This is a genomic window from Jeotgalicoccus sp. S0W5 (assembly GCF_011634875.1).
Lineage (GTDB): Bacteria > Bacillota > Bacilli > Staphylococcales > Salinicoccaceae > Jeotgalicoccus > Jeotgalicoccus marinus.
On the sequence record NZ_SIRQ01000001.1, the window covers coordinates 71,755 to 95,439 of the forward strand.

Sequence of the window (23,685 nt, forward strand, 5' to 3'; positions counted from 1 at the left end):
AGTATAGGTGACTGATATGAAAAAAATGATTTTGTTATTCAGTGTGTTAATGCTTGCTGCTTGTAGTGGTGAGGCTAGCCAGGCTGAAAAAGATTTAGATAAGGTGAAATCAGAAATTGCAGAACTTGAAGATCAGATTAATGATGTCCAAGGGGATAATGAAGCACTAGAACAACAAGTAGATGCCAAAGAATCTGAGTTAGACGAGTTAGAATCAAACAACCAAGAAGAACCGGATGAAAGTAAAGCATCTGAAGAAAACGAAGAAACAGAAGAAAATACTGATTCAGAAGAGTGAGGATGAGCGTAATGTATGAAGAAAAGTTCTATTTAATAGAAGGAAAAGAAATGACAATAAAGGAACTTGCTAAAGAGTTAGAAGCAGCGACTGGTACTGAGCTTGAAGACGTTGAAGGTTCAATCAATCGAGTTGTCGTAAAGAAACCTGCGCCAGAGCGTGGTTTTGAAGCATTTACTGTTACTTTTAAACTCAAGCATACCGTCGATTTAATCGATGCTGTTGTGACTACAAATAATACTAAAAAACGTTTAGCTGAATATGATTTAGAAAATGGTGTATTCACTGTGCGTTTAATTTCTTATGTTAGAAAAGAAGCACCCATACAGAATGAATCAGAACTATAATATGTTAGGCTGAAGCTAAATGAAATACATCAAAACTAAAAGACTGATACTAAGAGATTGGCAGGAAAGTGATTTGAAGCCTTTTATCAAGATGAATTTAGATCCTGATGTGCGGCGTTATTTTCCTAATCTGCAAACGCCAGAGGAATCTGTCAATTATGCCAAAGCGAGCCAAAAGTCAATTTTGGATAGAGGCTTTGGTCTTTTTGCAGTGGAAAGAAAAGATACTGGAGAATTCATTGGTTTTACAGGTATCCGTGTACTAGAGGCTGATGGTAGTTTGGACTTTGAATTTTTACCTTGTATTGAGATTGGTTGGCGCCTAGCAAAAAAACATTGGAATCAAGGTTTTGCAACAGAGGCAGCACGAGGTGTAATGAAGTTTGTAGAGAGGCAGACGGATATTAAAGAAGTCTACGCTTTTACTGCAAAGAAAAATATTCCATCCATTAACATTATGGAGAAACTTGGTATGGAGGTTGTTACGGAGTTTGAACATCCAAGCATTATGGATGGCCATTCCTTAAAACCACATATTTTATATAAAGTAAGCACAAAAAAAGGGCGAAGACTCAAGATGTAAATTCATCTTGGACTTCGCTCTATTATTTTAAATCCTTATAATTTCTAATCGCAACAGGGGTATAATTTTTAAATCCTTCAACTATATCTGTTAAGTTATCACTGACAAATAACATGTCTAAATATCTTTCCTCGAGGAAACCTTGATTTATAGCGTTGTATATGACTTCCTTTAAAGGATCGAAATAACCATCAATATTTAAAATGCCAATCGGCTTTTCATGTAGTCCAAGTTGTCCCCAAGTGAATACCTCGAAGAATTCTTCAAGAGTACCTGCGCCACCAGGCATCATAATAATAGCATCACCTAAAGACTCTAATTCTAGCTTTCTTTCGTGCATGTTTTGTACCACACGCATATCAGAAACACCAGTATGCGCAATTTCACGGTCAATTAAAAACTGAGGCATCACACCGATGACGTCACCACCAACACTTAAAGCACCATTAGCAACAGCGCCCATGAGCCCAGTCGCGCCACCACCGTAGATAATTGTCATATCATTTTTTGCTGCATCTTCACCGAGTTTATAGGCTGCCGCTTCAAATTTTGGATTATCACCAGATCTTGCGCCGCAAAATACAGTAATCTTGTTAATGTCCATATGCATAACTCCTAGTTGTTTACCTTATTTATTGAACATGAGCGATTCGTAATTTTTGATGGATTGGTCTTTAACATAAGGCGTACCATCTGTTATTTTTCTTTGTCTCTTGTTCGAATGCTCAAAATTCATACGACGGTGTTTGTTAAATAGACTATTATCCTGTTTTAATTCTTCTTTTTCTGCTTTCTTTTCACTAATATATTTATCTCTAGCAGCACTACGTGGGTCTAAAATGTTTTTATGTTTTTGACGTAGTGGAATATCATTTTCATTATCTTCATTGTTCTTTCTAGTAAACTCTGTATTTAATACTTTCTCTTCATTTAATTCTTGGATGTTTGTCATGTCGTCACTCGTTTCTATAGTTTGTAATTCATTCATTTTGTAAGGGACAATATCATTTCTTTGGTTTTCATCCTCTATGTCTTCGAACATATAAGACTCACCATAATCCGGTTCTTGATTATCAGGGTGAGTTAACTTTTCTGCATTTACTTCAGGTGACTGTGAGTTATCTACAGTGACATCTTCAGACACAGTCATACCGTCAACCTTTTCGTCGTCGGTTTTATCCTGTTGAGATTGAAAAATCTTAGGTACGAAAGACGACTGATCATTACTCTTTTGAGACAATCTTTTCTCTCTGTGATTAGCTTTTTCTTTCTCGAATTTTTTCTCTAAAGATTCTTCTTTAGCCTGACTCTTCATATAGCCTTTTTGTTCCTTGTTATAGCTTCTTGAATCAAGTCTGTCAGACACCTTTTCTGAAATATTGCTCGCAGTATCCTTAGTCGTATGATAAACATTTGTAGCTGTTTCTTTACTAGAATCTTTCACTCTAGTATAAACTGAGTTTGATACTGCACCTAATTTCTTCATATCAGGATGTTCTTTAATTTTTTTACGTTCATTAATTAGTGGGACTACAACTAAAGGAATGATTGTAGCCAAAGCTTTAATATTTTTATTCACTGGATTGACCTCCATCTTAATAGCTGTTTCAAGATTAATTATACATTACCCATCTAAAGAATGAATTAAACGAACTCATAGGTTTAAATTAAGATTAATAAAGGTATGAATATAAAGAATAGATGAGGAGGATTCAGCATGTCAAATATTAATGAAACAATGAAACTAAAAGATATTTGTTTTAAAGTGCCTGCAGCAGGAACTATATTTAGAGAACTTAATATTGACTTTGTCACCGAAGGAGATCGCACTTTAAAAGAAGCACATGAAGAAGGACAGTTTGACTTAGAAAATATTCTTTATGAATTAAACAACTTAAAAAAACAACCTAAAGAAGGTATAGACGTATCATTTATGGATCAAGTGAGCATCATTAAATATATCGAGCGTAAATATTACGATGACCTACTTGATGAATTTCCAGTCTTAAATGACTATGTTGAAAAACTAGGAAAGAAATATAAGAAAAATCATCCTGAGTATGAAAAAGTCAGTGAACTATTCTATAATATTTACCGAGAAATGATTGTGCATATCGAACTTGAGAGATCAGACGTTTATCCACTGCTTAAAACCTACTATGAAGATGACAGTAAAGTAGCATTTGAGGCGCTGAAGCCACATATCACAAGACTAATCGATGCACATAAGAATATCGTCAATTGGTTCGAGCAGATTAATAAGCTGACGAATGGTTACACACCAATAGACGCCAATGAACCGCTCAATGTCTTTGTCTTAAGAAAGCTTGAAGAAAACGAAGAAAATATTATGATGTTATTACACTTAGAAAACAATCTTCTATTTACTCCATTTAGATAGAATCATGTTCGCCCGTCGGTTGGATACTTTCCAGCTGGCGGGTTTTTAATCTATTAAAACGAAGCTGATGAATGGATCTAGCTCCGCTTCGAAATAAAAACGAAGCGCACCTACCGACCGAGCTCGGCTTTGAACACACAAAAAGACACGTGACTTAAATACACTAAGTCACGTGCCCTATATATACATACTAATCTTTAAAATCACCGTCATGGATCTTCGGTAACCTAACGGAGAAGGTTGAACCGACGCCTTCTTCACTATTAACGTAGATTTCACCTTCATGGGACTCGACCAAGTGCTTAACGATAGCAAGTCCTAAACCTGTACCGCCTGAGTTTCTGGTACGTGCCTTATCGACTCGGTAGAATCTTTCGAAGAGTCGGTCAAGGCTTTCTGGAGGAATACCCATACCAGTATCTCTGATATTAATCATTATATCTGTCGTTCGTTCTTCAAGATCGATGTAGATATGACCTTCATCCGAAGTATAGGTTACTGCATTTGCAACGAGATTCAAGATAATTTGACTCAATCTATCTTTGTCAGCTTCAATTTCCACACTTTGTGCTTCATCTGGTAGATGAATGGAAATATGCTTATCCTTAGCAAGTTTTAACACAGTTTTACCTGTCTCCCTGATAATCTTATTGACGTCGACTGTTTCAATCTGCAGTGGCATTGCTTGCTTTTCAATCTTAGAAAGATTCAACAGATCAGTAATCAAGCGATTTAAGCGTTCACTTTCATCATATATAATCTTTAAGAATTGTTGGGCAGTATCGGGATCAGGAACGTCACCACTAATCAATGTTTCGGCAAAGCCTTTAACAGAAGTTATCGGTGTTTTTAGCTCATGGGAAACGTTAGCAACGAAGTCACTGCGCATTTTTTCGAGTTTTCGAATTGCTGTAATATCATGGAGAACAACAATGGCCCCACGTTGTAGCCAACCTTGTGTGTAATAAGGTGCAATGTGCACATCTAGTATGCTCTCTTCAGGGAAATAGATGTGTGCTTCATCATGCTGTTTAACATTATCATCAATCGTTGTTTCGACTAAGTTATCGACGCCTAAAGGTCCAAGTACAAATTTATAATCTCGTCCCTTGATTTTAGAACTATGTTTCGATAAAAACCGTTCTGTCGCTTGGTTGGTCAATTCAACGATGCCTTTGTCATTAATTAAAATAACACCGGATACTAAGTTCGATAGTATACTATTTAATTGCTTTTCACTCTCTTCGATTTCGTTCACATGAGACTGTAAACTCTGTGCCAGAATATTGATGGATTCATTAAGATCACCAATCTCACCCTTATATTTTGAGTGAATGCGAGCGCTGTAGTCTTGGTTTTTTAGTCTTTTTGTCACGTTGATGACATCATTGATTGGATTGGTAATATTATAGGAAAGTAAGGCTGCTGAAATTATAGAAATTAATAGTATAACGACTAATACAGCACCAAGCGTTTTCCAAATTGTACCAATCGCATTATCAATTGAAGTCGTGAATATAGAAGTTCTCACAGCCCCAATTAACTCGTCACCAGAATATACAGGGATGGCAACATACATCATTTGAGCTTCTCTAGTATCGCTGAGACGAGTCGATGTACCTAGCTCTTGATTATCAACGAGAACTGCTTTAATTTCTGGTCGGTTCAAGTGATTATCCATATCCTCGATTCGGGACTCTGAATCCGCCAGGACCTCTCCATCAAGATCAATAACGGTATATCTTAGCTCAATTTCTTCATTTAATTGATTCATCCATAAATCCAATTGTTCTGTATCTTTGTCTAAACCACCGAGCTCAATAACTTCAGAGACCATTTGAGCGTTTTCAATCAAATGGTCTTCTGTCATGTCTGTATATGTATTTTTTATAATCGAGCTGATAAAAAACCACAGTACTAATATGAAGGCAATAGATAAGATGAAATAAGAACCTGTGATTTTTAGCCACAGCCGTTGCATTTAGTCTTGTCCGTCCATCTTGTAACCAAAGCCGCGAATCGTTCTAATATACGTTGGTTGTTTAGTATCGGCTTCGATTTTTTCTCTTAAATGGCTGATATGTACATCGACGATACGGGTATCACCGTCATAGTGGAAATCCCAAACACCATTTAATAACTGATCTCGACTCAATACTTTACCTCGGTGGTTTGCCAAGTAGAGTAAGAGTTCAAACTCTTTAGGTGTCAATACAAGTTGTTCACCTTTAAAGAGCACCATATACTTCTCTGGGTGGATTTCAATCTCACCAATCTTAATGACTTCCTCTTTGACTTCTGCTGTGATGACACTTGTACGTCGTAAAATTGCTTTTACTCGTGCGACAACTTCTCTTGGACTAAATGGTTTAGTCATATAATCATCTGCACCAAGTTCTAAGCCGAGGATCTTATCGAACTCATCATCTTTAGCAGTAAGCATCAGTATCGGTGTATTGATTTTTTCTTGTCTGAGGGTCTTACAGACGTCCATTCCATCCATGCCGGGCAGCATTAAGTCCAGGACAATCATGGTTAAATCTTCAGTCGTCGCAATCTCTAATGCATCATTACCATTTTCAGCGGTCAGTACTTCAAAACCACTTTGCTCTAAGTTGAATTTCAATAGGGTGAGAATTGAAGGTTCATCATCGACAACAAGCAACTTCTTCATTTTGTGGCCCTCCGTCTAATAATTAATATTTTAACAACTATATTTTAGCATAATTCATATATTTAATCGGTATTTTTACATGTTCTTAACAATAGGGTGGATTCCTAATGGTTAAAAATCAATAAAATGATTTCGCCATATCGATATGATAAAATTAATTGTAAAGTATTTACTTTAAATTAATGAAATTAATGAGTGAAAATAAATGGACAATAGATATTCTAGACAGTTGTTATATCGCAATATTGGGGAGAGTGGCCAAGACCTCATCTCAGCAAAAACTGCTGTGATCGTTGGTTTAGGAGCCCTCGGGTCTTTATCATCTGAAATGCTTGTTCGCGGCGGCATAGGGAAGCTGATTTTAATTGACCGAGACTATGTGGAAATGAGTAATCTACAGCGTCAAACACTCTATACTGAAGCGGATGCTAAAGAGAAAATTCCAAAGGCAATCGCAGCAAAACTAAAGCTCGAACACATTAATAGTGATGTCACCATAGAAACGCATGTAGCCCACTGTGACGCAGCTTTACTGGATAGTTTAGCAAGTGAGGCTGACATTATTTTAGACGGAACAGACAACTTTGATACGCGGTTAATGATGAATGACGTCGCTTTTAAAAAAGGTATACCTTGGGTATATGCAGCATGTATAGAAGCTTCGTACTCGAGTGCAGCTTTCATTCCAGGTGAGACGCCGTGCTTTAGATGTTTGACACCAGTTTTACCGTCGACAACTCTAACTTGTGATACGGCTGGAATTATCGCACCAGCTGTTCATATGGCAGTCAGTCTTCAAGTAACAACAGCACTTAAGATTTTAACAGAGCAGTACACTAAGCCCTTTCATCTCCATATCGGTAATGTGTGGGACAGTGATTATATGAAGGCTGATATCAGTAACATGACTGAAACGACGTGTCCGACATGTCAGTTAAAAACCTTTCCTGAATTTAATAAAGAAACACATCACGCCTTGAAGTTTTGTGGTAGAGATATGATTCAAGTGATCGACCAACGTTTAACGGAAGATCTTGTTAAACAGACCTTGAATCAAGCGAATATTAACTACAAAGAAACGCCATATTTTATTGAATTTACTTATTCAGACTCACGGATTGTCAGTTTTTCAAACGGCAGATTACTCATGCATAATGTTTTGAATTTAAATAAGGCGAGAACTATCGTCAATCAATTATTTGGTTAGGGGAGATTTCTTTTGAGTATAGTAGAAAGAATTGATAGAGACATCAAAGTAGCAGTTCTGACTGTTAGTGATACTAGGGATAAGTCGACAGATAAGGGTGGGAAACTCATTATCGAATACTTAACTGAGCTGAATGCGATTGTCGATGAAGAAAATTATGAGATAGTAAAAGATGAAGCGAATGATATTCAAGATGCAGTAACCAATCACTTAAACACAGGTGTCGATGTGGTGATTACCACTGGTGGAACTGGCATTGCTACAAGAGACGTTACCATCGAGGCAGTCAGACCCTTGTTCGATAAGGAAATCGAAGGCTTTGGAGAATTGTTTAGAATGTTATCTTACACCGAAGACATTGGCTCAAGAAGCCTGTTATCTAGAGCTGCTGCAGGCACGCATGGTAATCAATTAATCATTTCTCTACCTGGGTCGAGCGGTGCAGTCAAGCTCGCCATGGAGAAATTGATTATACCGGAACTCAATCACTTAGTTTTTGAAGTGACTAAAGACAATTAAAAAATGCAGAACCCATGTGAGTTCTGCATAGATTACAGTTAGGCTTTATAATCACCAGACTTACCGCCAGATTTTTCTAGCAGTTTCGTTTCTTTGATGATCATGCCTTTATCGATTGCTTTACACATATCGTATACAGTGAGTGCAGCGGCACTTGAAGCAGTGAGTGCTTCCATCTCAACACCCGTTTTACCGGTCGTTTTAACAGTAGCTTGAATGATTAGCGTAAAGGGTGTTTTATCGTCCCAGGTAAATGAAATATCGATGCCATTTAGAGAAAGCGGATGGCACATCGGGATGATTTGATGTGTATTTTTCGCAGCCATGATGCCAGCGACCTGGGCAACACCGAGTACATCACCTTTTTTTACAGTGCCCTCTGTGATCGCAGTGTAAATCGATTCAGGCACAGCCATCAGTGTTTGTGCCAGAGCGACACGTTTCGTTTCTGATTTATTTGAGATGTCGACCATTTGGGCACGGCCTTCATCATTAAAATGAGTAAATTCGGACATGAGAGTACCTCCTGTTTATTTGTCGTTTTAGGTTGATTATCACAAAGTCGAAAAAACAACGAGTGCCATCCAAAGGATAAACAGTTGCAACGACCACAACCAACTAACAATCATCATAAATTATAACAAAATATAAGATAAACACTAAATATCATAATTATGGAGTGGATATAATGACTTTAAATCGAACACCAATACATGTGAATGATGCAGTTGAAAAAGTAATGGAAAACGTGGTGCCTTCAAGTAAAGAAACGATTGCATATGATCAGGCGAATGGAAGAGTATTGGCTGAGGATTTAACGGCAACTTCAGATGTGCCCTTGTTTAATAAGTCAGCAATGGACGGTTTTGCAGTGCACAGTAGCCATACTAAAGGTGCATCGGGTGATAATCGAATTGCCTTTAAGGTTGTCGAAGAAGTACCTGCAGGATCGACAAGTGATTATGAATTAAAAGAAAATGAAGCTTTTCGCATTATGACTGGCGCCGAAATTCCGAAATCGGCAGATACGGTTGTCATGTTTGAGCAAACTAAGGAGACTGAGGATGGTTTTACCATCCGTCGTGAATTTAAGCCAGATGAAAACATTGCACTTCAAGGTGAAGAATGTAAGGTTGGCGATGTGATTGTAGAAAAAGGAACCACTATAAATCCAGGTGCTATCGCAACATTTGCAACTTTTGGCTACACTGAAGTTGAAGTTTACAAACAGCCGGTTGTGGGTGTGTTATCGACGGGGACAGAGTTATTAGATGTCGGTGATGAACTTGAACGCGGTAAGATTAGAAACTCTAATACGCCAATGATCTTAGCACAGTTAGATCGAATGGGTATTAAAGGTAAGCATTATAAATTACAGACGGATGAGTTTGATGTCTTGTACGAGCGAATTGAAAATATGTTAAATGAAGTGGATGCAGTCATTACGACAGGCGGTGTGTCTGTTGGGGATTATGACTTACTACCTAAAATTTACGAAAAACTCGGCGCAGAGGTGCTCTTTAATAAGGTTGCGATGAGACCAGGTAGTGTGACCACAGTAAGCGTTCTGGATGGTAAATTCCTCTTCGGTTTAAGCGGGAATCCATCCGCTTGTTATTCTGGTTTTGAACTCTTTGTTCGACCGAGCTTAAATTTAACTCAAGGTGCATCTAAGCCATTCGCACCCATAGTGGATGCAATCTTAGATGAAGATTTCACTAAGGCAAATCCATTTTCACGCTTCATAAGAGCGGAACTGTTCTTTGAGGAAGGGAAGATTAAAGCGAGACCTTCAGGCTTTAACAAATCAAATGCAGTCACTTCAATTGCGAGAAGTAATGGTGTGATTGTCTTACCAGGTGGTAGTCGTGGATTTACGACAGGTGACGCGGTGAAGGTCATGCTGACAGATGTTACAACAGGTACAGATAGCTTTGGTGTAGAATAACATGAAAATCTTACAGGTTGTCGGCTATAAAAATACTGGTAAAACAACACTGATTACGGATCTAGTACACCTTATTAAAGCCAATGATAAAACTGTTGCTGTCATTAAGAATCATCATTTAGAAGAAAAAGTCGATGATTCTACTGATACAGGTAAATTTTTTGAAGCGGGCTCTGACTATACAGTCTTAACGACTCCGGGTCATGTCATGCTTTTAGAAAACCGACAGGTGACCCTAACAAGGCTCTTAGAAAGATTTCAAAATGAAGCCGTCGACTTTGTTCTAGTCGAGGGGTTTAAACAGGAAAACTATTCAAAAATATTACTGACATTCTCCTTCGATGACGGTGAGACGGATATTAATCAAATCGGTCTTAAGAACGTATTAAACTATTTTGATATGCGTTATGATAATAAAAGAGCGCTAGAATGGTTTAAGGAATGGGGCAATCTATAAATGAAAATGTTTGAAGTCGTCAATGACGAACTGGATATAAATAAGTATCACCAAATGACTGTCAATGAACATCAAGGTGCAGTCTGTACCTTTACGGGTCATGTTAGAGAATGGACTAAAGGTACACGAACCGTGCACTTAGAATATGAAGCATATATACCAATGGCTGAAAAAATGCTCGCACAAATCGGCGATGAAATTGAAGCACGTTGGCCAGGTGTCATTACAGCCATTGGACATCGCATCGGTAAGCTCGAGATATCAGATATTGCCGTCGTTATCGTGACAAGTTCACCGCACCGAACAGATAGTTATCGTGCGAATGAATACGCTGTGGAGAGACTTAAAGAAATCGTCCCAATATGGAAAAAAGAAATATGGGAAGACGGGGAACAGTGGATAGGCGATTCCCGAAAATGTCACCCGAGTGTGGAGGAGAAATAAATGGAAGTTAAGGTATTTGCAAGTATTAAAGAAAAAATTGGTAGTGACACAATCGACTTATTTGTCGGTGATAGCATTACTGCAGGTGAGCTAAAAAGTCATATCTTTGTTGACTATCCAGAGCTCGATGGTGAAGTGTTTCAAGTTGCTAAGAACGAAGCTTTCGTGAAGGATGATGAAGTGCTAACTTCAGAAGATACAATCGCATTAATTCCACCAGTAAGTGGAGGGTGATTACATGATTGGTGTCGTCTTAGCTGGGGGTAAATCCACTCGCTTCGGTGAAGATAAATCACTCTATGAGTTAAATGGCAAACCAATGTATGAACATGTCATTGAAAAGATGAAAAATGTTCAAGCAATTGACGAGATTGTTATTAACACAAATGATAAACTAGAGAATAGATTTAAAGATTATAAGGTGATTGTTGATGACCCAGACTACAAGGATATGGGTCCACTCAGTGGACTATATAGAGTGGCGAAAGCCTATCCTAATGAAGCACTTTTGATTATTTCATGTGATACACCGTATGTTGATGTGAGATGGTTGAATATTCTTGTAGAAGAAGCATTAAAGACAGGTCAAACGACAATAACAGCTGACGATGATCGGCAACATCCGCTCATTGGTGTTTACCAAGATGAAGGTCTGGTAGACATGCTTAAGCGACAGCTGGAAACAGAGAGATTAAGCTTGAGAGCGTTTTTTGAGAACATCGATGTGAATGTTATAAATATCGATGACTATAATCTCGATAATACGACGCTTGTTAATATCAATCGTAAGACTGATATTAAATAAGGAGGAGTTACATGGCGCAAACTGTTACAGATAAATTTGGCCGCCCAATTCGTGACTTACGTATTTCGGTGACGGACAAATGTAACTTCAGATGCCGTTATTGTATGCCGAAAGAAATCTTCGGTGACGATTTTGAATTCATGAAGCGTGAGCAATTGCTATCGTTTGATGAGATTGAGAGGCTCGCTCGCATCTATGCAGGTTTAGGTGTGAAGAAGCTCCGCTTAACAGGAGGAGAACCACTTTTAAGAAAGGATCTCTACCAGTTAATCGAACGTCTTAACGCAATTGATGGCATTGAAGATATTGGTTTAACAACCAACGGCTTATTGCTTAAAAAGCATGGTAAAAACTTATATGATGCTGGCTTACGCCGTATCAACATCAGCTTAGATGCGATGGATGATGAATTGTTCGGTAAAATCAATGACCGTGGTATTGGTACATCAAGAATTTTAGAGCAAATTGAGTATGCAGTTGAGCTCGGTTTCCAAATGAAGATCAATATGGTGGTCCAAAAAGGTCTAAATGAACAAGAAATTTTACCAATGGCACGTTATTTCAAAAACCTACCTGTTACCCTGCGTTTTATCGAGTTTATGGACGTTGGTAACGACAATGGTTGGAATTTTGATAAGGTTGTCAGCAAGAAAGAGATACTCGATACGCTTGAAACAGAATTTGACTTAGAACCGTTGGAACCGTCATATTACGGAGAGGTTGCTAAGGTGTACAAACACACGGATACAGAAGATTCATATCTCGGTTTCATTACGTCTGTTTCTGAGAGTTTCTGTTCAACTTGTACACGTGCGAGACTGTCGTCAGATGGTAAATTCTACGGCTGCTTATTTGCAGTAGATGGTTTTGATATTAAGAATCTGATGCGGGATGGCATCAGCGACGAAGAGTTAACGGATGTGCTTATGGGCGTTTGGAACAAACGTGATGACCGTTACTCTGAAATCAGAACTGAAATCACAGAAGAAAACCGCCAGAAACGTAAGAAGATTAATATGTCATATATTGGTGGATAATTATAAAAAACGTGAAGGGGATACTTCACGTTTTTTTGTTTACAGGAGAGATTATGAAGATAAATCTAGATAAAAAATATGTCTTATTATACGTTGTAATTGCCACAGTTAGTGTGTGTTTTTATATCGCTTTTGGACATTACCTGTCACTAATCCTTGAAGCAATTGTTATGGGTGAGACAATCAATTTTACTCAGAGTTTGATATATATTGCAGTATTTTTCATTCTCTTTATTATCACCGACAAGTTATATAAGTTGTATACGACTATGAAAGGTAATCAGCGTATTGAATCCATTGCGAATTCGCTCATTTCAAAAATTGATGTCAAATCAAGACGAGACTCAGAGACGATGATCAACTCCATAATGGTGCATTTAGAGAGTTATCGTTCTTATGAAACAGTCTTTGTTCCAACCATATTAAAGACGACTGTTAAAGTTGTTTTAATTATTGGTGCTTTATTTTTCATCGATGCATATGCAGCTTTGATACTCTTATTTACTGCACCGTTTATCCCCCTCTATTATGTCTTAGTTGGACTTCAGACTAGAGATGAATCGATGAGACAGGCGACACGCTTTGATAACATCGGTACACTATTCTTAAATTTAATCAGAGGTAAGGATACTGTTAAAAATACGCAGTCAGAACAAAGTGTTACAAAGCGTCTGGAGTCAGATAATGAGGGATTCGTCAAAGAAACAATGCATATATTAAAGTATGCCTTTCAGTCGACGATGATGCTCGAGTTCATTACCATCCTCGGTATTGGTCTCGTCGCACTTGAAGTTGCACTTCGAATTATTATCTTCCAAAGTATTGATTTTTACACAGCGTTCTTCGTCTTACTTCTTGCCCCAGAATTCTACAATGCCTTAAAGGTGTTAGGTACAGAATTTCATAATGGAAAACTTGCCATGGGCAGTTATGACCGTGTCTTAAGTGTGTTAAATCAAGAGAATATCAATACGCATTATCGTCAAACGACAGCGAGTTATGCAGTACTGGCAGAACAAGTTCAATTAAACCATGGAGATAAAACAGTCCTAGACCCAATAGATTTCGCTTTTAATAAGACGGGACTCACTGCCATTACTGGTGAATCTGGGGCAGGGAAGTCGACCTTACTTCGGTCAATTTTAGGTCTACATGAACCGAGTCAAGGTAAACTATCAGTTTACACAGAAGACATTGGTTATGTGTCCGATCAAGTATATTTTTCTGATACGACAATCTATGACTATATAGCTAAGGGACAAGCAAGTGAAGAAAAAGTGTTAGAAATTCTAGAGAAACTGAGACTAAGTGACAGTATTGATAACTTAGAATCAGGTATTCATACACCGATAGTGAATCATAATATTCCATTGTCCGGAGGGGAAATTGTTCGTTTGAAAATGGCAAGAGTGCTCATCGATCCTCCTGCTATTATCGTTATGGATGAGCCGACGGAATTTTTAGATGCAACGACGGAGCAGCTTGTTATGGATCACTTGAATCAACTCAAAAAACAACATGCCATCATCGCAGTAATACACCGCCGTCAGCTTTTAAAAATTGCAGATGAACATTATGTTATGGGTGAAAGAAGTTTGAAGCGAGGTGAGAGATGATGATGTTTTTAAAAGGTGAAAAGATCCATGTTTTTTACAGTATTGTCTTAGGTGTTATCGGTGGCTTGGTCGGTACAGCGATCTTTGGTCTGAGTGGTTACATGATTGCATTGTCATTTTTTGAGCCACCGTTCTTTTTAATTATCTTAATTATTGCAGTGATTAAAATGTTTGGTCTGACAAAAGGAACGACCAAGTACCTAGAACGCTTACTCAGTCACGATGGGACTTTTAAGATGATTGGTCGTTTAAGAGCGGCATATTTTAAGCGTTCTGTAGAAAGCAATCAGGACACTCACAGTGTGCGCTATATTCAAAAATTAACGACTTACTTCAACGATATAGAAGATTACTATGTCAGAATCATCTATCCGTACATTGTTGCGGTATTTATTGCTTTGATCCTAACGGTCCTGTCGCTGATTGTGGACCCAATACTTCTTATGATAATCTTAGGTGTTTCTTTCTTGCTCTTAGTCATCATGCCGCTGATTATCAGCAGGATTTCAAGAGAATCAAATGATCGCCGATTAGATAGTGAAGACCGTTTGTTTAGTAGACTCTATCATTATATTTTTGATTATGTGAACTTATATACTGTAAATGAAACTGAACAAACCAAAGATAATCTAAGAGCCACATATAAGGAAATCACAGCTAATGAGAACAAGGAAAGTCAAGTTGATGTGGTTATTGAAGTGATGAGTTTACTCATTCAATTAGCTGCAATTATAGGCGTTATTCTGTTATTTAAAGATGAATCGCCATTATTAGTACCGATGATTATTCTCTTACTTATGTCGTTCTTTGAACTGATTATACCTGTCATTAAACCTGCTTCTAAATATGGGGCTGTTAAAGATAGAATCAATGCTGTGACGACAGAACAAGTAGATATTGAAAGAGAAAGGTCAGATGATCTAAGTCTAAGCCAGCTGACCTTCAGATATCCCGAGACAAAGCGAGATGTCGTAAAGGATATTTCACTTGAAATTAATGAGGGAGAGCAACATGTCATTATTGGTTCAAGTGGTTCGGGGAAAACGACCTTACTCAATCAGCTAATTAAGAAATCTTCGGCGGGCGTGATGCCTCAACACCTCGATTTTTATAACGCCACAGTGGAAGAAAACCTAACAATGTTTGGGGCCTTAGATAAGATTAATGCCATCGAACAACTAAGGGAATATGAACTGAACCATTTTGCACTTAATGAATATATTACTTCAAATGAATATCTATCATTGGGTGAGAAGAAACGGATGCATTTGATTCGGCTGATACTAGAAGACAAAAGTACTTGGATTTTAGATGAACCGACGGCGAGTTTAAACACACGACTTAGAGATAAGGTTTGGAAAACGATATTTAATAAAGAAACTTTAATTGTCGCAACGCATGATTTGAGTCATTTGGAATCATTTGATTTTGTTCATTATCTAGAAAATGGAAAGATTATTGAATCAGGTTCGGTGGATACGGTCCTAAGTCATTCTGGTCCAACTAGAGAAGCTTATGATAGATATAAAGATTCTCTATAAATAGCATAGATATATTTCTGTGAAAGCCGATTTTTAATGTGATATAATATGATTAATTTAACTAATTTGGTGGAGGTGACGGTTCTTGGGAAGGTGTATATGAAAAGAATTGCAAAAAATAATATGTTGACAGCTGAATTTGAATTTCATAAACTTACGACCCTAACGGTCACAAATTATCGGAGGTGAACCCCAAACTAGGGGAACTGATTGGATATATCCACAATAGGAAATTTACTTTTATTTATTATATTAATTTTACTTACAATGCTATTTGTAGGTTCAGAATTCGCATTTGTTAAAGCCCGATTATCGAGAATACATGCACTAGTTGAACAAGGAAATAAGAGGGCAATGCGTGTCGAGAAAATGATCAACAATCTTGACTATTACTTATCTGCCTGTCAGTTAGGTATTACAGTGACAGCCCTTGGTCTAGGTTGGATTGGTGAATCGACTTTTGAAGTTATTTTACATCCACTATTCCATTTAATTGGCATTCCTGATTCAATTTCAACAGTCGCTACAGTGGCTGCTGCCTTCATCATCGTGACATTTATTCACGTGGTAGTGGGAGAGTTAGCACCAAAGACTGTTGCAATCCAGTACGCTGAGAAGATGGCCTTATCACTAAGTGGCCCACTATACTTCTTTGGTGTCGTTCTAAAACCATTTATTTGGACGATGAACGGTGCAGCCAGAGGCATAGTACGTATTGTCGGTATTAAAGAAATGCCAACAGAACAAGCACACTCTGAAGAGGAACTTAAAGTTATTATGACGGAAAGTTATCAGAGTGGTGAAATTAACCAGACAGAGCTTGCTTATATGCAAAATATTTTCTCTTTTGATGAGCGAACTGCTAAAGATGTCATGGTACCACGTACTCAAATGATTACTTTAGAAGAACCTGTTACTGTGGATCAAGTCATTGAAACAATTAAAGAACACAACTTTACAAGATATCCCGTTACTGAAAGTAATGGAGATAAAGATAACATCATTGGATTCATTAATGTTAGAGAATACTTAACGAACCATGTGTCAGATGAAAATGTATCTTCTGAGGACTACATTCATGAACTACCTGTCATTACTGAATCATCACGTATTTCTGATGCCTTAGTTAAGATGCAAAGAGAAAGTGTCCATATTGCCTTAGTCATCGACGAGTATGGTGGTACTGCTGGTATGATTACAATGGAAGATATCTTAGAAGAAATCGTCGGAGAAATCAGAGACGAATTCGATGAAGATGAGGAACTTGATATTGTTAAAGTAGACGATAATATCTATCATATTAGTGGACGCGTCTTGCTTGATGATTTAGAAGATGACTTCAATATTGTCTTTGATGAAAGTGAAGATATCGATACCATCGGTGGTTGGCTACAAAGTAAAGACACTGACATCACAGAAGATGATTATATCGATACTGAGTTTGACCGCTGGCAAGTGCTTGAAGTGGAGAACCATTCCATTAAACAAGTGGCTTACTTAAAAGATTACAATAAGACATCTTCAGAAATTGATGAAGAAAATGAAGGAAATGAAGAGAATAACTAAGCAATAGACCGGAACCATTGGTTCCGGTCTATTTATGTTAAAATGAAGATAATTTATAAAGGTGGTGCAGGTATGGATATTGTCGGTTTAGTAGCAGTCATACTTACGTTAACAATACCGATTTACGCAATCTATAGGGGCTATAATCAGAGTGATGAAAAGTTAGAAATAAAGAAGATGAAAGAACAAAGAAAGCTTGAAGAAATTAAACAGGAAAATTACTTGCTTGAAAATGAATCTATGCGTATTGAATTAGATAGAATTAAAAAAGAAAATGCTAGAAAACAAGAAGCGCTTGAAAATAAAGAAAATAAGCGTTGGTTAATTGAAGAGACGAAGGAAGAAATTGAACGATAGACGGAGGGTTAAGATGGGATTTTTTGAATTTATATTTTTTACTGCTCTAGTGCTTACCATTGGTGGTGTAAGTATCCCATTGTATGCAATGAGAAGAGGGTATAATCAGAGTGATGTAAAGCTTAGAATTAAAGAGATGGAAGAGAGAAGAAAGCTAGAAGAAATCAAACAAGAGAATTATGTTTTAGAGAATAAATCGATGGAACTAGAGCTTGAAAAATTAAAAAAAGAGCGTAAAGAAAGAGAAACAAAAGCACTTGAAGATAAGAACAAGCGTTGGTTAATTGAAGAAACTAGGGGTGAAGAAAAACATGAAAACACTAATTAAAGATGGCATGATCGTCACATCTGAGCATGAGTTTAAAGGAGATATCTTAATCGAAGGTACAAAAATTGAGGCAATTGGCAGAGATTTAAGAGTTGAAGCGGATGAAGTCATAAATGCTGAAGGGATGTACATCTTACCTGGTGGAGTTGATCAGCATGCCCATTTTTCTTTTGAATTTATGGGAGAAAGAACAAAAGGATTTGAGACGACGAATTCAGCGATTATAGGTGGGACAACAACTGTTATAGAATTTGTAAACCAAGAACAAGGTAAGGGGCTTGTTGAAACAGTCGAAGACTATAACAAAGAATGGGTAGAAGGAATATCAATGGTAGATTATAGCTTCCATCCTGTCATTACAAATCCGACAGAAGAAACATTTAAAGATATTAAAAATCTCCCCGAAGCGGGCTATCCATCTGTAAAACTATTCATGGCTTATAAGGGACAGTTTTTCCATTCAGATGATGAAGCGGTGACTAATGCCTTACTTGAGGCAAAAGATGCTGGTGTCACTGTAATGGTCCATGCAGAAAATGCAGACTTGATTGAACTGATGCAGAAAAAAGCCATAGCTGAAGGAAACACAAATCCGTATTATCATGCCTTAACAAGACCACCGATAGTCGAAACAGAAGCGACAGAACGTGCCATTAACTTAGCGAGATTTGCAGAAGCACCCATCTACATTGTCCATGTAACAACAAAAGGTGCAGTAGACGCCATTAAAAAAGCCAAAGAAGAAGGCCTACCAGTATTCGGTGAAACCTGTACACAGTATTTACTTCTCGATAAAGAATACCTTGCTAAAGATAACTTCGAAGGGGCAAACTTTGTATGCTCACCAGCACTCAGAGATAAAGATGACCAAGAATACCTATGGAAGTCACTTAAAGATGGTTGGCTGAATGCAGTAAGTTCAGACCACTGCAGTTTTACAACAGAACAGAAGAAGATGGGACTCGATGACTTTAGAAAAATCCCGAATGGCTCACCAGGTTTAGAAAATAGACTTCCGATGCTGTGGACTTACGGTGTAGAAACAGGAAAAATCACAAGACCAGAACTCGTTGAGTACTATGCCGCATCACCTGCAAGAAATAATGGCATTGACCATAAAAAAGGTTACCTTGCACCAGGCTATGATGCAGATATTGTGATCTATAACCCTCATGTTAAGAAAAAAGTAAAACTAGAAGATAGTTTAAATGGTGTAGATTTCACTATTTATGAAGGATTTGACCAAGTCGGAGAATGCGATGCAGTCTTTTTACGAGGCACACAAGTCGTTAAAGATGCGAAGTATATTGGTGAACAAGGTCAGGGACACTTTGTAAAAGGAAAACCATTCGGTACAGCATTTAGATAAGGATTAAAATAATACCATTCGTGGTATTATTTTTTTATAGAAAAATGTGGGGTGAAGCACTTGAAGAGGCTATGGTGGTTACAAATTATTGTGTTGATCTTTGTACTCTCAGCATGCAGTAATTCTGAAGAAAATGAAGAAGCAAGTAATGATAGTGCAGAAGAAACACAGACAGAAGAAAGTACAGAATCAACAGACGATGAGACAGAAGATAATGAATCAACTGAAGAAGAAAGTGCAACCGACGAACCAACTGAGGAAGATTCAACAACCGAAGAACAAGCGGATGATACAGAAGGTGAAAGCGAAGAAAGTACAGACACTGCCTCCGAAGATCCAAAAGCTGATTTATATTTCGATTTGAATTCAGCTGAGGTACAGGAGAAGTTGTTTAGTACAACTGAAGGTAATGAAGATGGCACTTTCCAACAAGACTTAATCACCAATGGCATGACACAGACCGAAGTAGAAGAGAAATATGGGCCATATGAATTTACATTTCCAACAGGTGGTGGAAGCCCAGCAATCTACGGGAATTTAGGTGTAATGTATAGTGAACGTGCACCTTATGGTACAGGTGAAGATGATAGTTCTAATCCTAGTATCAATCCAGATGAAAACTATGTAGAGTATGTTTGGTACTATGCCCGTGTGACTGGAGGTGAGCTGACTCAGATTCTAGGTGAGCCTGATATTTATGAAGAAGAAGAGTCTATGAATGGTTTACCGTTTTATGTTTACCAAGGTCAGGGTGAAGATGGTCGTTATTATAGTACTGGAGCAAGTACCTATAACTCACCAGATGGGGAAATGGTTGGACTTGTAAAAAGAGAAATCTTTGATGAATTACCAGGTGAAGATAATGCGATGATTGAAGCGGATGAAGAAGAAGCTATATCAGTTATTGAAGAAACCTATCCACCATTACTTGCGGATTACTATAATAATGAAACTGAAAATGTGATGAGGTATTTGACTGGTGATGCCTTAGAGAAAATACAAGCAAATAGAGAAACGGGAGACTTTTCCGATCATCAGAGTATCAGCATGGAAATAACGAATGTAGAACAACTTTCAGATACAGAATATCAAATCACAGCTAACAGAACTTATTCTCATGCAACGTCTAACGGTGAACAAACAGAAGAAGTAACTTATACATTGACTCAAGATGGAAATACTTTTGTAATTACAGATTTTGAATAAGATAAAAGATGCTCCAAAATCAGGAAAGATTTTGGGGTTTTCTTACGTAAAAATTTATAAACTATATTATTTTTATGTGTAAACAAGCATTCAATTGAGTATTTTAAATTCGAATAAATATCACCAACATTCAGCGTGAATATAGTACAATAGGTATAAATTCCAATATTTTATAGTGAGGGTTGTATATGGGATACCAGAGCGAGGCAGCACTTGAAAATCAAGTAATGGAACAGCTTGGAAGACAAGGTTTTGAAAATGTGAAGCTGTATTCCATTGAGGCTATAACAGAAAATTTTAGAAAAATATTGAATGAACGACATATTGATAAATTAAATGGAAAACCATTAACTGATAGTGAATTCGATAGATTAATGACCCAAATTAATGGTAAGAATGTATTTACAAGTGCTCAAATTTTAAGGGATAAGTTTGTCCTTAGAAGAGATGATGAGTCTGAGGTATATTTAGAATTCTTTAACAAGGATTCTTGGAGAGATAACATCTATCAAGTCACTAATCAGGTAGCAGTAAGCGACAAATTTAAAGGCCGTTATGACGTGACGATACTTATAAATGGACTACCTGTCACTCAAATTGAGTTAAAGCGCAGTGGTGTCGCAATTAATGAAGCGTTTAATCAAATCGAACGTTATAGAAGAGATAACTATAAAGGCTTGTTTAAGTACGTTCAATTATTCATTGTGAGTAACAGTCAAAATACAAGGTATTTTGCAAACAGTGATAAGGAAATATTTAAGAGTGCGATGTTCTATTGGTCTGATGAAAAAAATAATAGAATCAATAACCTATCAGAATTTCTTGAAAGCTTTTGTAGACCGTGCCAACTTGCCAATATGATTGGGCGCTATATGATTGTAAATGAAACGGATCATAATTTAATGGTTATGCGTCCTTATCAGGTGTATGCAACTGAAGCATTGATTAATCAAGCACTAGAAACAAATAACAATGGTTATATCTGGCACACTACAGGAAGCGGGAAGACGTTAACGTCTTTCAAAGCTAGTCAATTACTATCTGAACGACCGGAAATTCAGAAGGTTATTTTCCTAGTTGATAGAAAAGATTTAGATGCGCAAACAATGTCTGAGTTTAATAAATTCCAAAAGGATTCTGTAGACTTTACTAAAAACACAGCAAAACTTGAAAGACAATTAGCTGATAAGTCACAACCGATGATAGTGACGACGATTCAAAAACTGAATAATGCGGTGAAGAGAAATAGAAGTGTGATGGATCAGTACAAGACTGATAAAGTCATTTTCATTATCGATGAGTGTCACCGTTCGCAATTCGGTGAAATGCATACTCAAATTGCTAAGCATTTTAATAATGCACAATTCTTTGGTTTTACTGGAACGCCAAGATTTGAAGAGAACAAGAGTTCAGATGGTAGGGCCACTGCTGATATTTTTGGTAAATGTCTACACTATTATCTAATTAAAGATGCCATCAGAGATGGGAATGTACTTGGTTTTTCTGTTGAGTATATTAATACATTCAAAGGTGAAAACCCTATAATTGATGATGAGTATGTCTCTGGAATAGAAGCTAATAAGATATGGTTGGCGGATGAGAGAATTAATCTTGTTACAGATCATATATATGAGATTCATTCCAAAAAGACAGTTAAGAAGGAATACTCGGCAATATTAGCAACTCAGAGTATTGAAATGGCTATGAAGTATTATGATGCTTTTAAAAGAAAAGAAGAAGAAAATACTAGTAAGAACTTAAAAGTAGCTACAATCTTTTCATATGAGGCCAATCAAGACACTAGAGATGGTGAAATTAGAGAATCAGCTAAAGATCAACTTGCTAGAGTCATAAAAGATTACAATTCATTATATGGAACTAATTTCTCATTAGAATCATATGATGGGTACTTCAATGACATTTCTAAGAGAGTTAAAAAAGGTCTTAAAGATGAAAAAATTGATGTGCTAATTGTTGTAGGTATGTTCCTAACTGGTTTTGACAGTAAAAAGTTAAATACCTTATATGTTGATAAGAATCTAAAACATCATGATCTAATACAGGCGTATTCTAGAACTAATAGGGTGGAGAAACTTACAAAGCCATACGGTAATATAGTCAACTTCAGAAACTTGAAAAAAGCGACTGATGACGCAATAAGATTATTCTCAAAAACTGATGATACGAATATTGTTATTCAAAAACCGTATGAAGAATACCTAAAAGAATTTAAGCAAGCACTGCTTGCCCTAAAAGGAATTGCACCCGTTCCAGCATCTGTGGATAGTATTGAAAGAGAAGAAGAAATCAAAAAATTCATTGAAACGTTTAGAAGATTGTCTAGAGCTCTAGTTAAATTAAAAACATTCATAGATTTTGAATTTACAGAAGAAGTGACGGGCCTTAGTCAACAAGAGCATCAAGATTATAAGAGTCAATACGTGGATATGTATGACAAATATATTAGAAAACCAGATCCAGAGAAGGTATCTATACTTGAAGATATTGACTTCGAGATTGAGATTATACGTAATGAAGAAATCAATGTAAGCTATATAGTGAACCTTATTCAAAACATTGATTTAGAGGATAAGGATAACCAGCGACGTGAGATTGCGAGTATTAGAAATATACTTGATAGTGCTGATGATGAACAGTTACGTCTAAAATCTGAGTTGATTAGAGAGTTCCTAACAACAGTTGTCCCAACACTAGAAAAGAATGCGAATGTAGCTGCTGAATATTTAGACTTTGAAGAAGAACAAAAGTTAAAAGAGCTTAAAGAGTTTGCAAAGGCAAATGATTATTCTGAACAACAGCTAAATGAATTGCTGTCAGAATTCCAATTCAGCGGCCAGATTTATCGAAAAGACATAGAAGAAGGCTTGTCTGGATCATTCTTAATAAGACGTAAAAAGGTAGATAAGATTCAAAACTACATTCGAGAAGTTAATGAGAAATATGGAGTGTAAAACAAACTCT

25 protein-coding genes are annotated in these 23,685 nt (G+C 37.0%); 20 read left to right on the plus strand and 5 right to left on the minus strand.

Annotated elements, in window-relative coordinates; genetic code table 11:
• Positions 1-16: 16 nt before the first annotated feature.
• Genes EYB29_RS00385 through EYB29_RS00395 form a run of 3 tightly spaced genes read left to right on the plus strand, consistent with a single transcriptional unit; the run spans position 17 to position 1,228 of the window.
• Complete coding sequence (locus tag EYB29_RS00385; RefSeq protein ID WP_166626233.1) at positions 17-298, plus strand: hypothetical protein; 282 nt, start codon at positions 17-19, stop codon at positions 296-298.
• An 11-nt stretch (positions 299-309) separates the two neighbouring features.
• Positions 310-645 (plus strand): hypothetical protein, encoded by a 336-nt coding sequence (locus EYB29_RS00390; RefSeq protein WP_205710579.1) that lies wholly within the window; start codon positions 310-312, stop codon positions 643-645.
• A 19-nt stretch (positions 646-664) separates the two neighbouring features.
• On the plus strand, positions 665-1,228 hold the full coding sequence (locus EYB29_RS00395) for a GNAT family N-acetyltransferase (RefSeq protein ID WP_166626235.1): 564 nt from the start codon (positions 665-667) through the stop codon (positions 1,226-1,228).
• 22 nt (positions 1,229-1,250) lie between these two features.
• On the opposite strand, the gene EYB29_RS00400 is transcribed toward EYB29_RS00395, so the two are convergent.
• Together EYB29_RS00400 and EYB29_RS00405 are read right to left on the minus strand one after the other, a co-directional pair.
• A complete protein-coding gene (locus EYB29_RS00400; protein WP_051220512.1) occupies positions 1,251-1,832 on the minus strand; it encodes an LOG family protein in 582 nt (193 codons plus the stop codon).
• 24 nt (positions 1,833-1,856) lie between these two features.
• Positions 1,857-2,807: a hypothetical protein gene (locus EYB29_RS00405; protein WP_166626236.1), complete on the minus strand. Its 951-nt coding sequence runs from the start codon at positions 2,805-2,807 to the stop codon at positions 1,857-1,859.
• Positions 2,808-2,945: 138 nt separating this feature from the next.
• On the opposite strand from EYB29_RS00405, the gene EYB29_RS00410 reads away from it, so the two are divergent.
• The gene (locus EYB29_RS00410) at positions 2,946-3,629 is read left to right on the plus strand and encodes a hemerythrin domain-containing protein (RefSeq protein WP_166626237.1); all 684 of its coding nucleotides are present in this window, start codon (positions 2,946-2,948) and stop codon (positions 3,627-3,629) included.
• A 190-nt stretch (positions 3,630-3,819) separates the two neighbouring features.
• Here EYB29_RS00410 and pnpS read toward each other — a convergent pair whose 3' ends face one another.
• Both pnpS and EYB29_RS00420 read right to left on the minus strand, forming a co-directional pair.
• Positions 3,820-5,610 (minus strand): two-component system histidine kinase PnpS, encoded by a 1,791-nt coding sequence (gene pnpS / locus EYB29_RS00415; protein WP_166626238.1) that lies wholly within the window; start codon positions 5,608-5,610, stop codon positions 3,820-3,822.
• Positions 5,611-6,303, minus strand: a complete 693-nt coding sequence (locus EYB29_RS00420) for a response regulator transcription factor (protein WP_026866923.1) — start codon at positions 6,301-6,303, stop codon at positions 5,611-5,613.
• A 205-nt stretch (positions 6,304-6,508) separates the two neighbouring features.
• On the opposite strand from EYB29_RS00420, the gene EYB29_RS00425 reads away from it, so the two are divergent.
• Positions 6,509-7,510, plus strand: coding sequence for a ThiF family adenylyltransferase (locus EYB29_RS00425; RefSeq protein WP_166626239.1), 1,002 nt, complete (start codon positions 6,509-6,511; stop codon positions 7,508-7,510).
• 12 nt (positions 7,511-7,522) lie between these two features.
• Complete coding sequence (locus tag EYB29_RS00430; protein WP_166626240.1) at positions 7,523-8,029, plus strand: MogA/MoaB family molybdenum cofactor biosynthesis protein; 507 nt, start codon at positions 7,523-7,525, stop codon at positions 8,027-8,029.
• A 38-nt stretch (positions 8,030-8,067) separates the two neighbouring features.
• Here the strand turns inward: EYB29_RS00430 and moaC are convergent, their stop codons facing one another.
• Positions 8,068-8,544, minus strand: a complete 477-nt coding sequence (gene moaC, locus EYB29_RS00435) for a cyclic pyranopterin monophosphate synthase MoaC (RefSeq protein ID WP_166626241.1) — start codon at positions 8,542-8,544, stop codon at positions 8,068-8,070.
• A 173-nt stretch (positions 8,545-8,717) separates the two neighbouring features.
• Here moaC and EYB29_RS00440 point away from each other — a divergent pair, with 173 nt between their 5' ends.
• From EYB29_RS00440 to EYB29_RS00505, 14 genes are all read left to right on the plus strand, one after another.
• A complete protein-coding gene (locus EYB29_RS00440; protein ID WP_035856328.1) occupies positions 8,718-9,977 on the plus strand; it encodes a molybdopterin molybdotransferase MoeA in 1,260 nt (419 codons plus the stop codon).
• A gap of 1 nt (position 9,978) precedes the next feature.
• Positions 9,979-10,434: a molybdopterin-guanine dinucleotide biosynthesis protein B gene (gene mobB, locus EYB29_RS00445; RefSeq protein ID WP_026866918.1), complete on the plus strand. Its 456-nt coding sequence runs from the start codon at positions 9,979-9,981 to the stop codon at positions 10,432-10,434.
• Positions 10,435-10,878: a molybdenum cofactor biosynthesis protein MoaE gene (locus EYB29_RS00450; RefSeq protein WP_166626242.1), complete on the plus strand. Its 444-nt coding sequence runs from the start codon at positions 10,435-10,437 to the stop codon at positions 10,876-10,878. It begins immediately after the preceding gene.
• The gene (locus EYB29_RS00455) at positions 10,879-11,112 is read left to right on the plus strand and encodes a MoaD/ThiS family protein (protein WP_026866916.1); all 234 of its coding nucleotides are present in this window, start codon (positions 10,879-10,881) and stop codon (positions 11,110-11,112) included.
• Positions 11,113-11,116: 4 nt separating this feature from the next.
• On the plus strand, positions 11,117-11,683 hold the full coding sequence (gene mobA / locus EYB29_RS00460) for a molybdenum cofactor guanylyltransferase MobA (protein WP_166626243.1): 567 nt from the start codon (positions 11,117-11,119) through the stop codon (positions 11,681-11,683).
• An 11-nt stretch (positions 11,684-11,694) separates the two neighbouring features.
• A complete protein-coding gene (moaA, locus tag EYB29_RS00465) occupies positions 11,695-12,720 on the plus strand; it encodes a GTP 3',8-cyclase MoaA (protein WP_166626244.1) in 1,026 nt (341 codons plus the stop codon).
• A gap of 53 nt (positions 12,721-12,773) precedes the next feature.
• Positions 12,774-14,336 (plus strand): ATP-binding cassette domain-containing protein, encoded by a 1,563-nt coding sequence (locus EYB29_RS00470; protein WP_166626245.1) that lies wholly within the window; start codon positions 12,774-12,776, stop codon positions 14,334-14,336.
• Entirely contained in the window at positions 14,333-15,877 is a 1,545-nt protein-coding gene (locus EYB29_RS00475) for an ATP-binding cassette domain-containing protein (protein ID WP_166626246.1), read from the plus strand. The genes EYB29_RS00470 and EYB29_RS00475 overlap by 4 nt, the downstream gene beginning before the upstream one ends.
• A gap of 210 nt (positions 15,878-16,087) precedes the next feature.
• Complete coding sequence (locus EYB29_RS00480) at positions 16,088-17,443, plus strand: hemolysin family protein (protein ID WP_166626247.1); 1,356 nt, start codon at positions 16,088-16,090, stop codon at positions 17,441-17,443.
• A gap of 42 nt (positions 17,444-17,485) precedes the next feature.
• On the plus strand, positions 17,486-17,800 hold the full coding sequence (locus tag EYB29_RS00485; protein ID WP_240921799.1) for a hypothetical protein: 315 nt from the start codon (positions 17,486-17,488) through the stop codon (positions 17,798-17,800).
• 13 nt (positions 17,801-17,813) lie between these two features.
• Entirely contained in the window at positions 17,814-18,128 is a 315-nt protein-coding gene (locus EYB29_RS00490; RefSeq protein ID WP_166626248.1) for a hypothetical protein, read from the plus strand.
• Positions 18,112-19,497 (plus strand): dihydropyrimidinase, encoded by a 1,386-nt coding sequence (gene hydA, locus EYB29_RS00495; protein WP_166626249.1) that lies wholly within the window; start codon positions 18,112-18,114, stop codon positions 19,495-19,497. Before EYB29_RS00490 ends, hydA begins: the two co-directional genes overlap by 17 nt.
• Before the next feature lie 60 nt (positions 19,498-19,557).
• Complete coding sequence (locus EYB29_RS00500) at positions 19,558-20,703, plus strand: hypothetical protein (protein WP_166626250.1); 1,146 nt, start codon at positions 19,558-19,560, stop codon at positions 20,701-20,703.
• A gap of 188 nt (positions 20,704-20,891) precedes the next feature.
• Positions 20,892-23,675, plus strand: a complete 2,784-nt coding sequence (locus EYB29_RS00505; RefSeq protein WP_166626251.1) for a type I restriction endonuclease subunit R — start codon at positions 20,892-20,894, stop codon at positions 23,673-23,675.
• Positions 23,676-23,685: the final 10 nt, after the last annotated feature.

Bases quoted from the DNA above. Each gene is read 5' to 3' on its own strand.
- pnpS (WP_166626238.1), bottom strand. From the start codon at position 5,610: ATGCAACGGCTGTGGCTAAAAATCACAGGTTCTTATTTCATCTTATCT.
- EYB29_RS00420 (WP_026866923.1), bottom strand. From the start codon at position 6,303: ATGAAGAAGTTGCTTGTTGTCGATGATGAACCTTCAATTCTCACCCTA.
- mobB (WP_026866918.1), top strand. From the start codon at position 9,979: ATGAAAATCTTACAGGTTGTCGGCTATAAAAATACTGGTAAAACAACA.
- EYB29_RS00425 (WP_166626239.1), top strand. From the start codon at position 6,509: ATGGACAATAGATATTCTAGACAGTTGTTATATCGCAATATTGGGGAG.
- EYB29_RS00440 (WP_035856328.1), top strand. From the start codon at position 8,718: ATGACTTTAAATCGAACACCAATACATGTGAATGATGCAGTTGAAAAA.
- EYB29_RS00390 (WP_205710579.1), top strand. From the start codon at position 310: ATGTATGAAGAAAAGTTCTATTTAATAGAAGGAAAAGAAATGACAATA.
- EYB29_RS00395 (WP_166626235.1), top strand. From the start codon at position 665: ATGAAATACATCAAAACTAAAAGACTGATACTAAGAGATTGGCAGGAA.
- EYB29_RS00400 (WP_051220512.1), bottom strand. From the start codon at position 1,832: ATGGACATTAACAAGATTACTGTATTTTGCGGCGCAAGATCTGGTGAT.
- EYB29_RS00470 (WP_166626245.1), top strand. From the start codon at position 12,774: ATGAAGATAAATCTAGATAAAAAATATGTCTTATTATACGTTGTAATT.
- moaC (WP_166626241.1), bottom strand. From the start codon at position 8,544: ATGTCCGAATTTACTCATTTTAATGATGAAGGCCGTGCCCAAATGGTC.
- EYB29_RS00455 (WP_026866916.1), top strand. From the start codon at position 10,879: ATGGAAGTTAAGGTATTTGCAAGTATTAAAGAAAAAATTGGTAGTGAC.
- EYB29_RS00485 (WP_240921799.1), top strand. From the start codon at position 17,486: ATGAAGATAATTTATAAAGGTGGTGCAGGTATGGATATTGTCGGTTTA.
- EYB29_RS00475 (WP_166626246.1), top strand. From the start codon at position 14,333: ATGATGATGTTTTTAAAAGGTGAAAAGATCCATGTTTTTTACAGTATT.
- EYB29_RS00450 (WP_166626242.1), top strand. From the start codon at position 10,435: ATGAAAATGTTTGAAGTCGTCAATGACGAACTGGATATAAATAAGTAT.
- hydA (WP_166626249.1), top strand. From the start codon at position 18,112: ATGAAAACACTAATTAAAGATGGCATGATCGTCACATCTGAGCATGAG.
- EYB29_RS00505 (WP_166626251.1), top strand. From the start codon at position 20,892: ATGGGATACCAGAGCGAGGCAGCACTTGAAAATCAAGTAATGGAACAG.
- mobA (WP_166626243.1), top strand. From the start codon at position 11,117: ATGATTGGTGTCGTCTTAGCTGGGGGTAAATCCACTCGCTTCGGTGAA.
- EYB29_RS00410 (WP_166626237.1), top strand. From the start codon at position 2,946: ATGTCAAATATTAATGAAACAATGAAACTAAAAGATATTTGTTTTAAA.
- EYB29_RS00490 (WP_166626248.1), top strand. From the start codon at position 17,814: ATGGGATTTTTTGAATTTATATTTTTTACTGCTCTAGTGCTTACCATT.
- moaA (WP_166626244.1), top strand. From the start codon at position 11,695: ATGGCGCAAACTGTTACAGATAAATTTGGCCGCCCAATTCGTGACTTA.
- EYB29_RS00385 (WP_166626233.1), top strand. From the start codon at position 17: ATGAAAAAAATGATTTTGTTATTCAGTGTGTTAATGCTTGCTGCTTGT.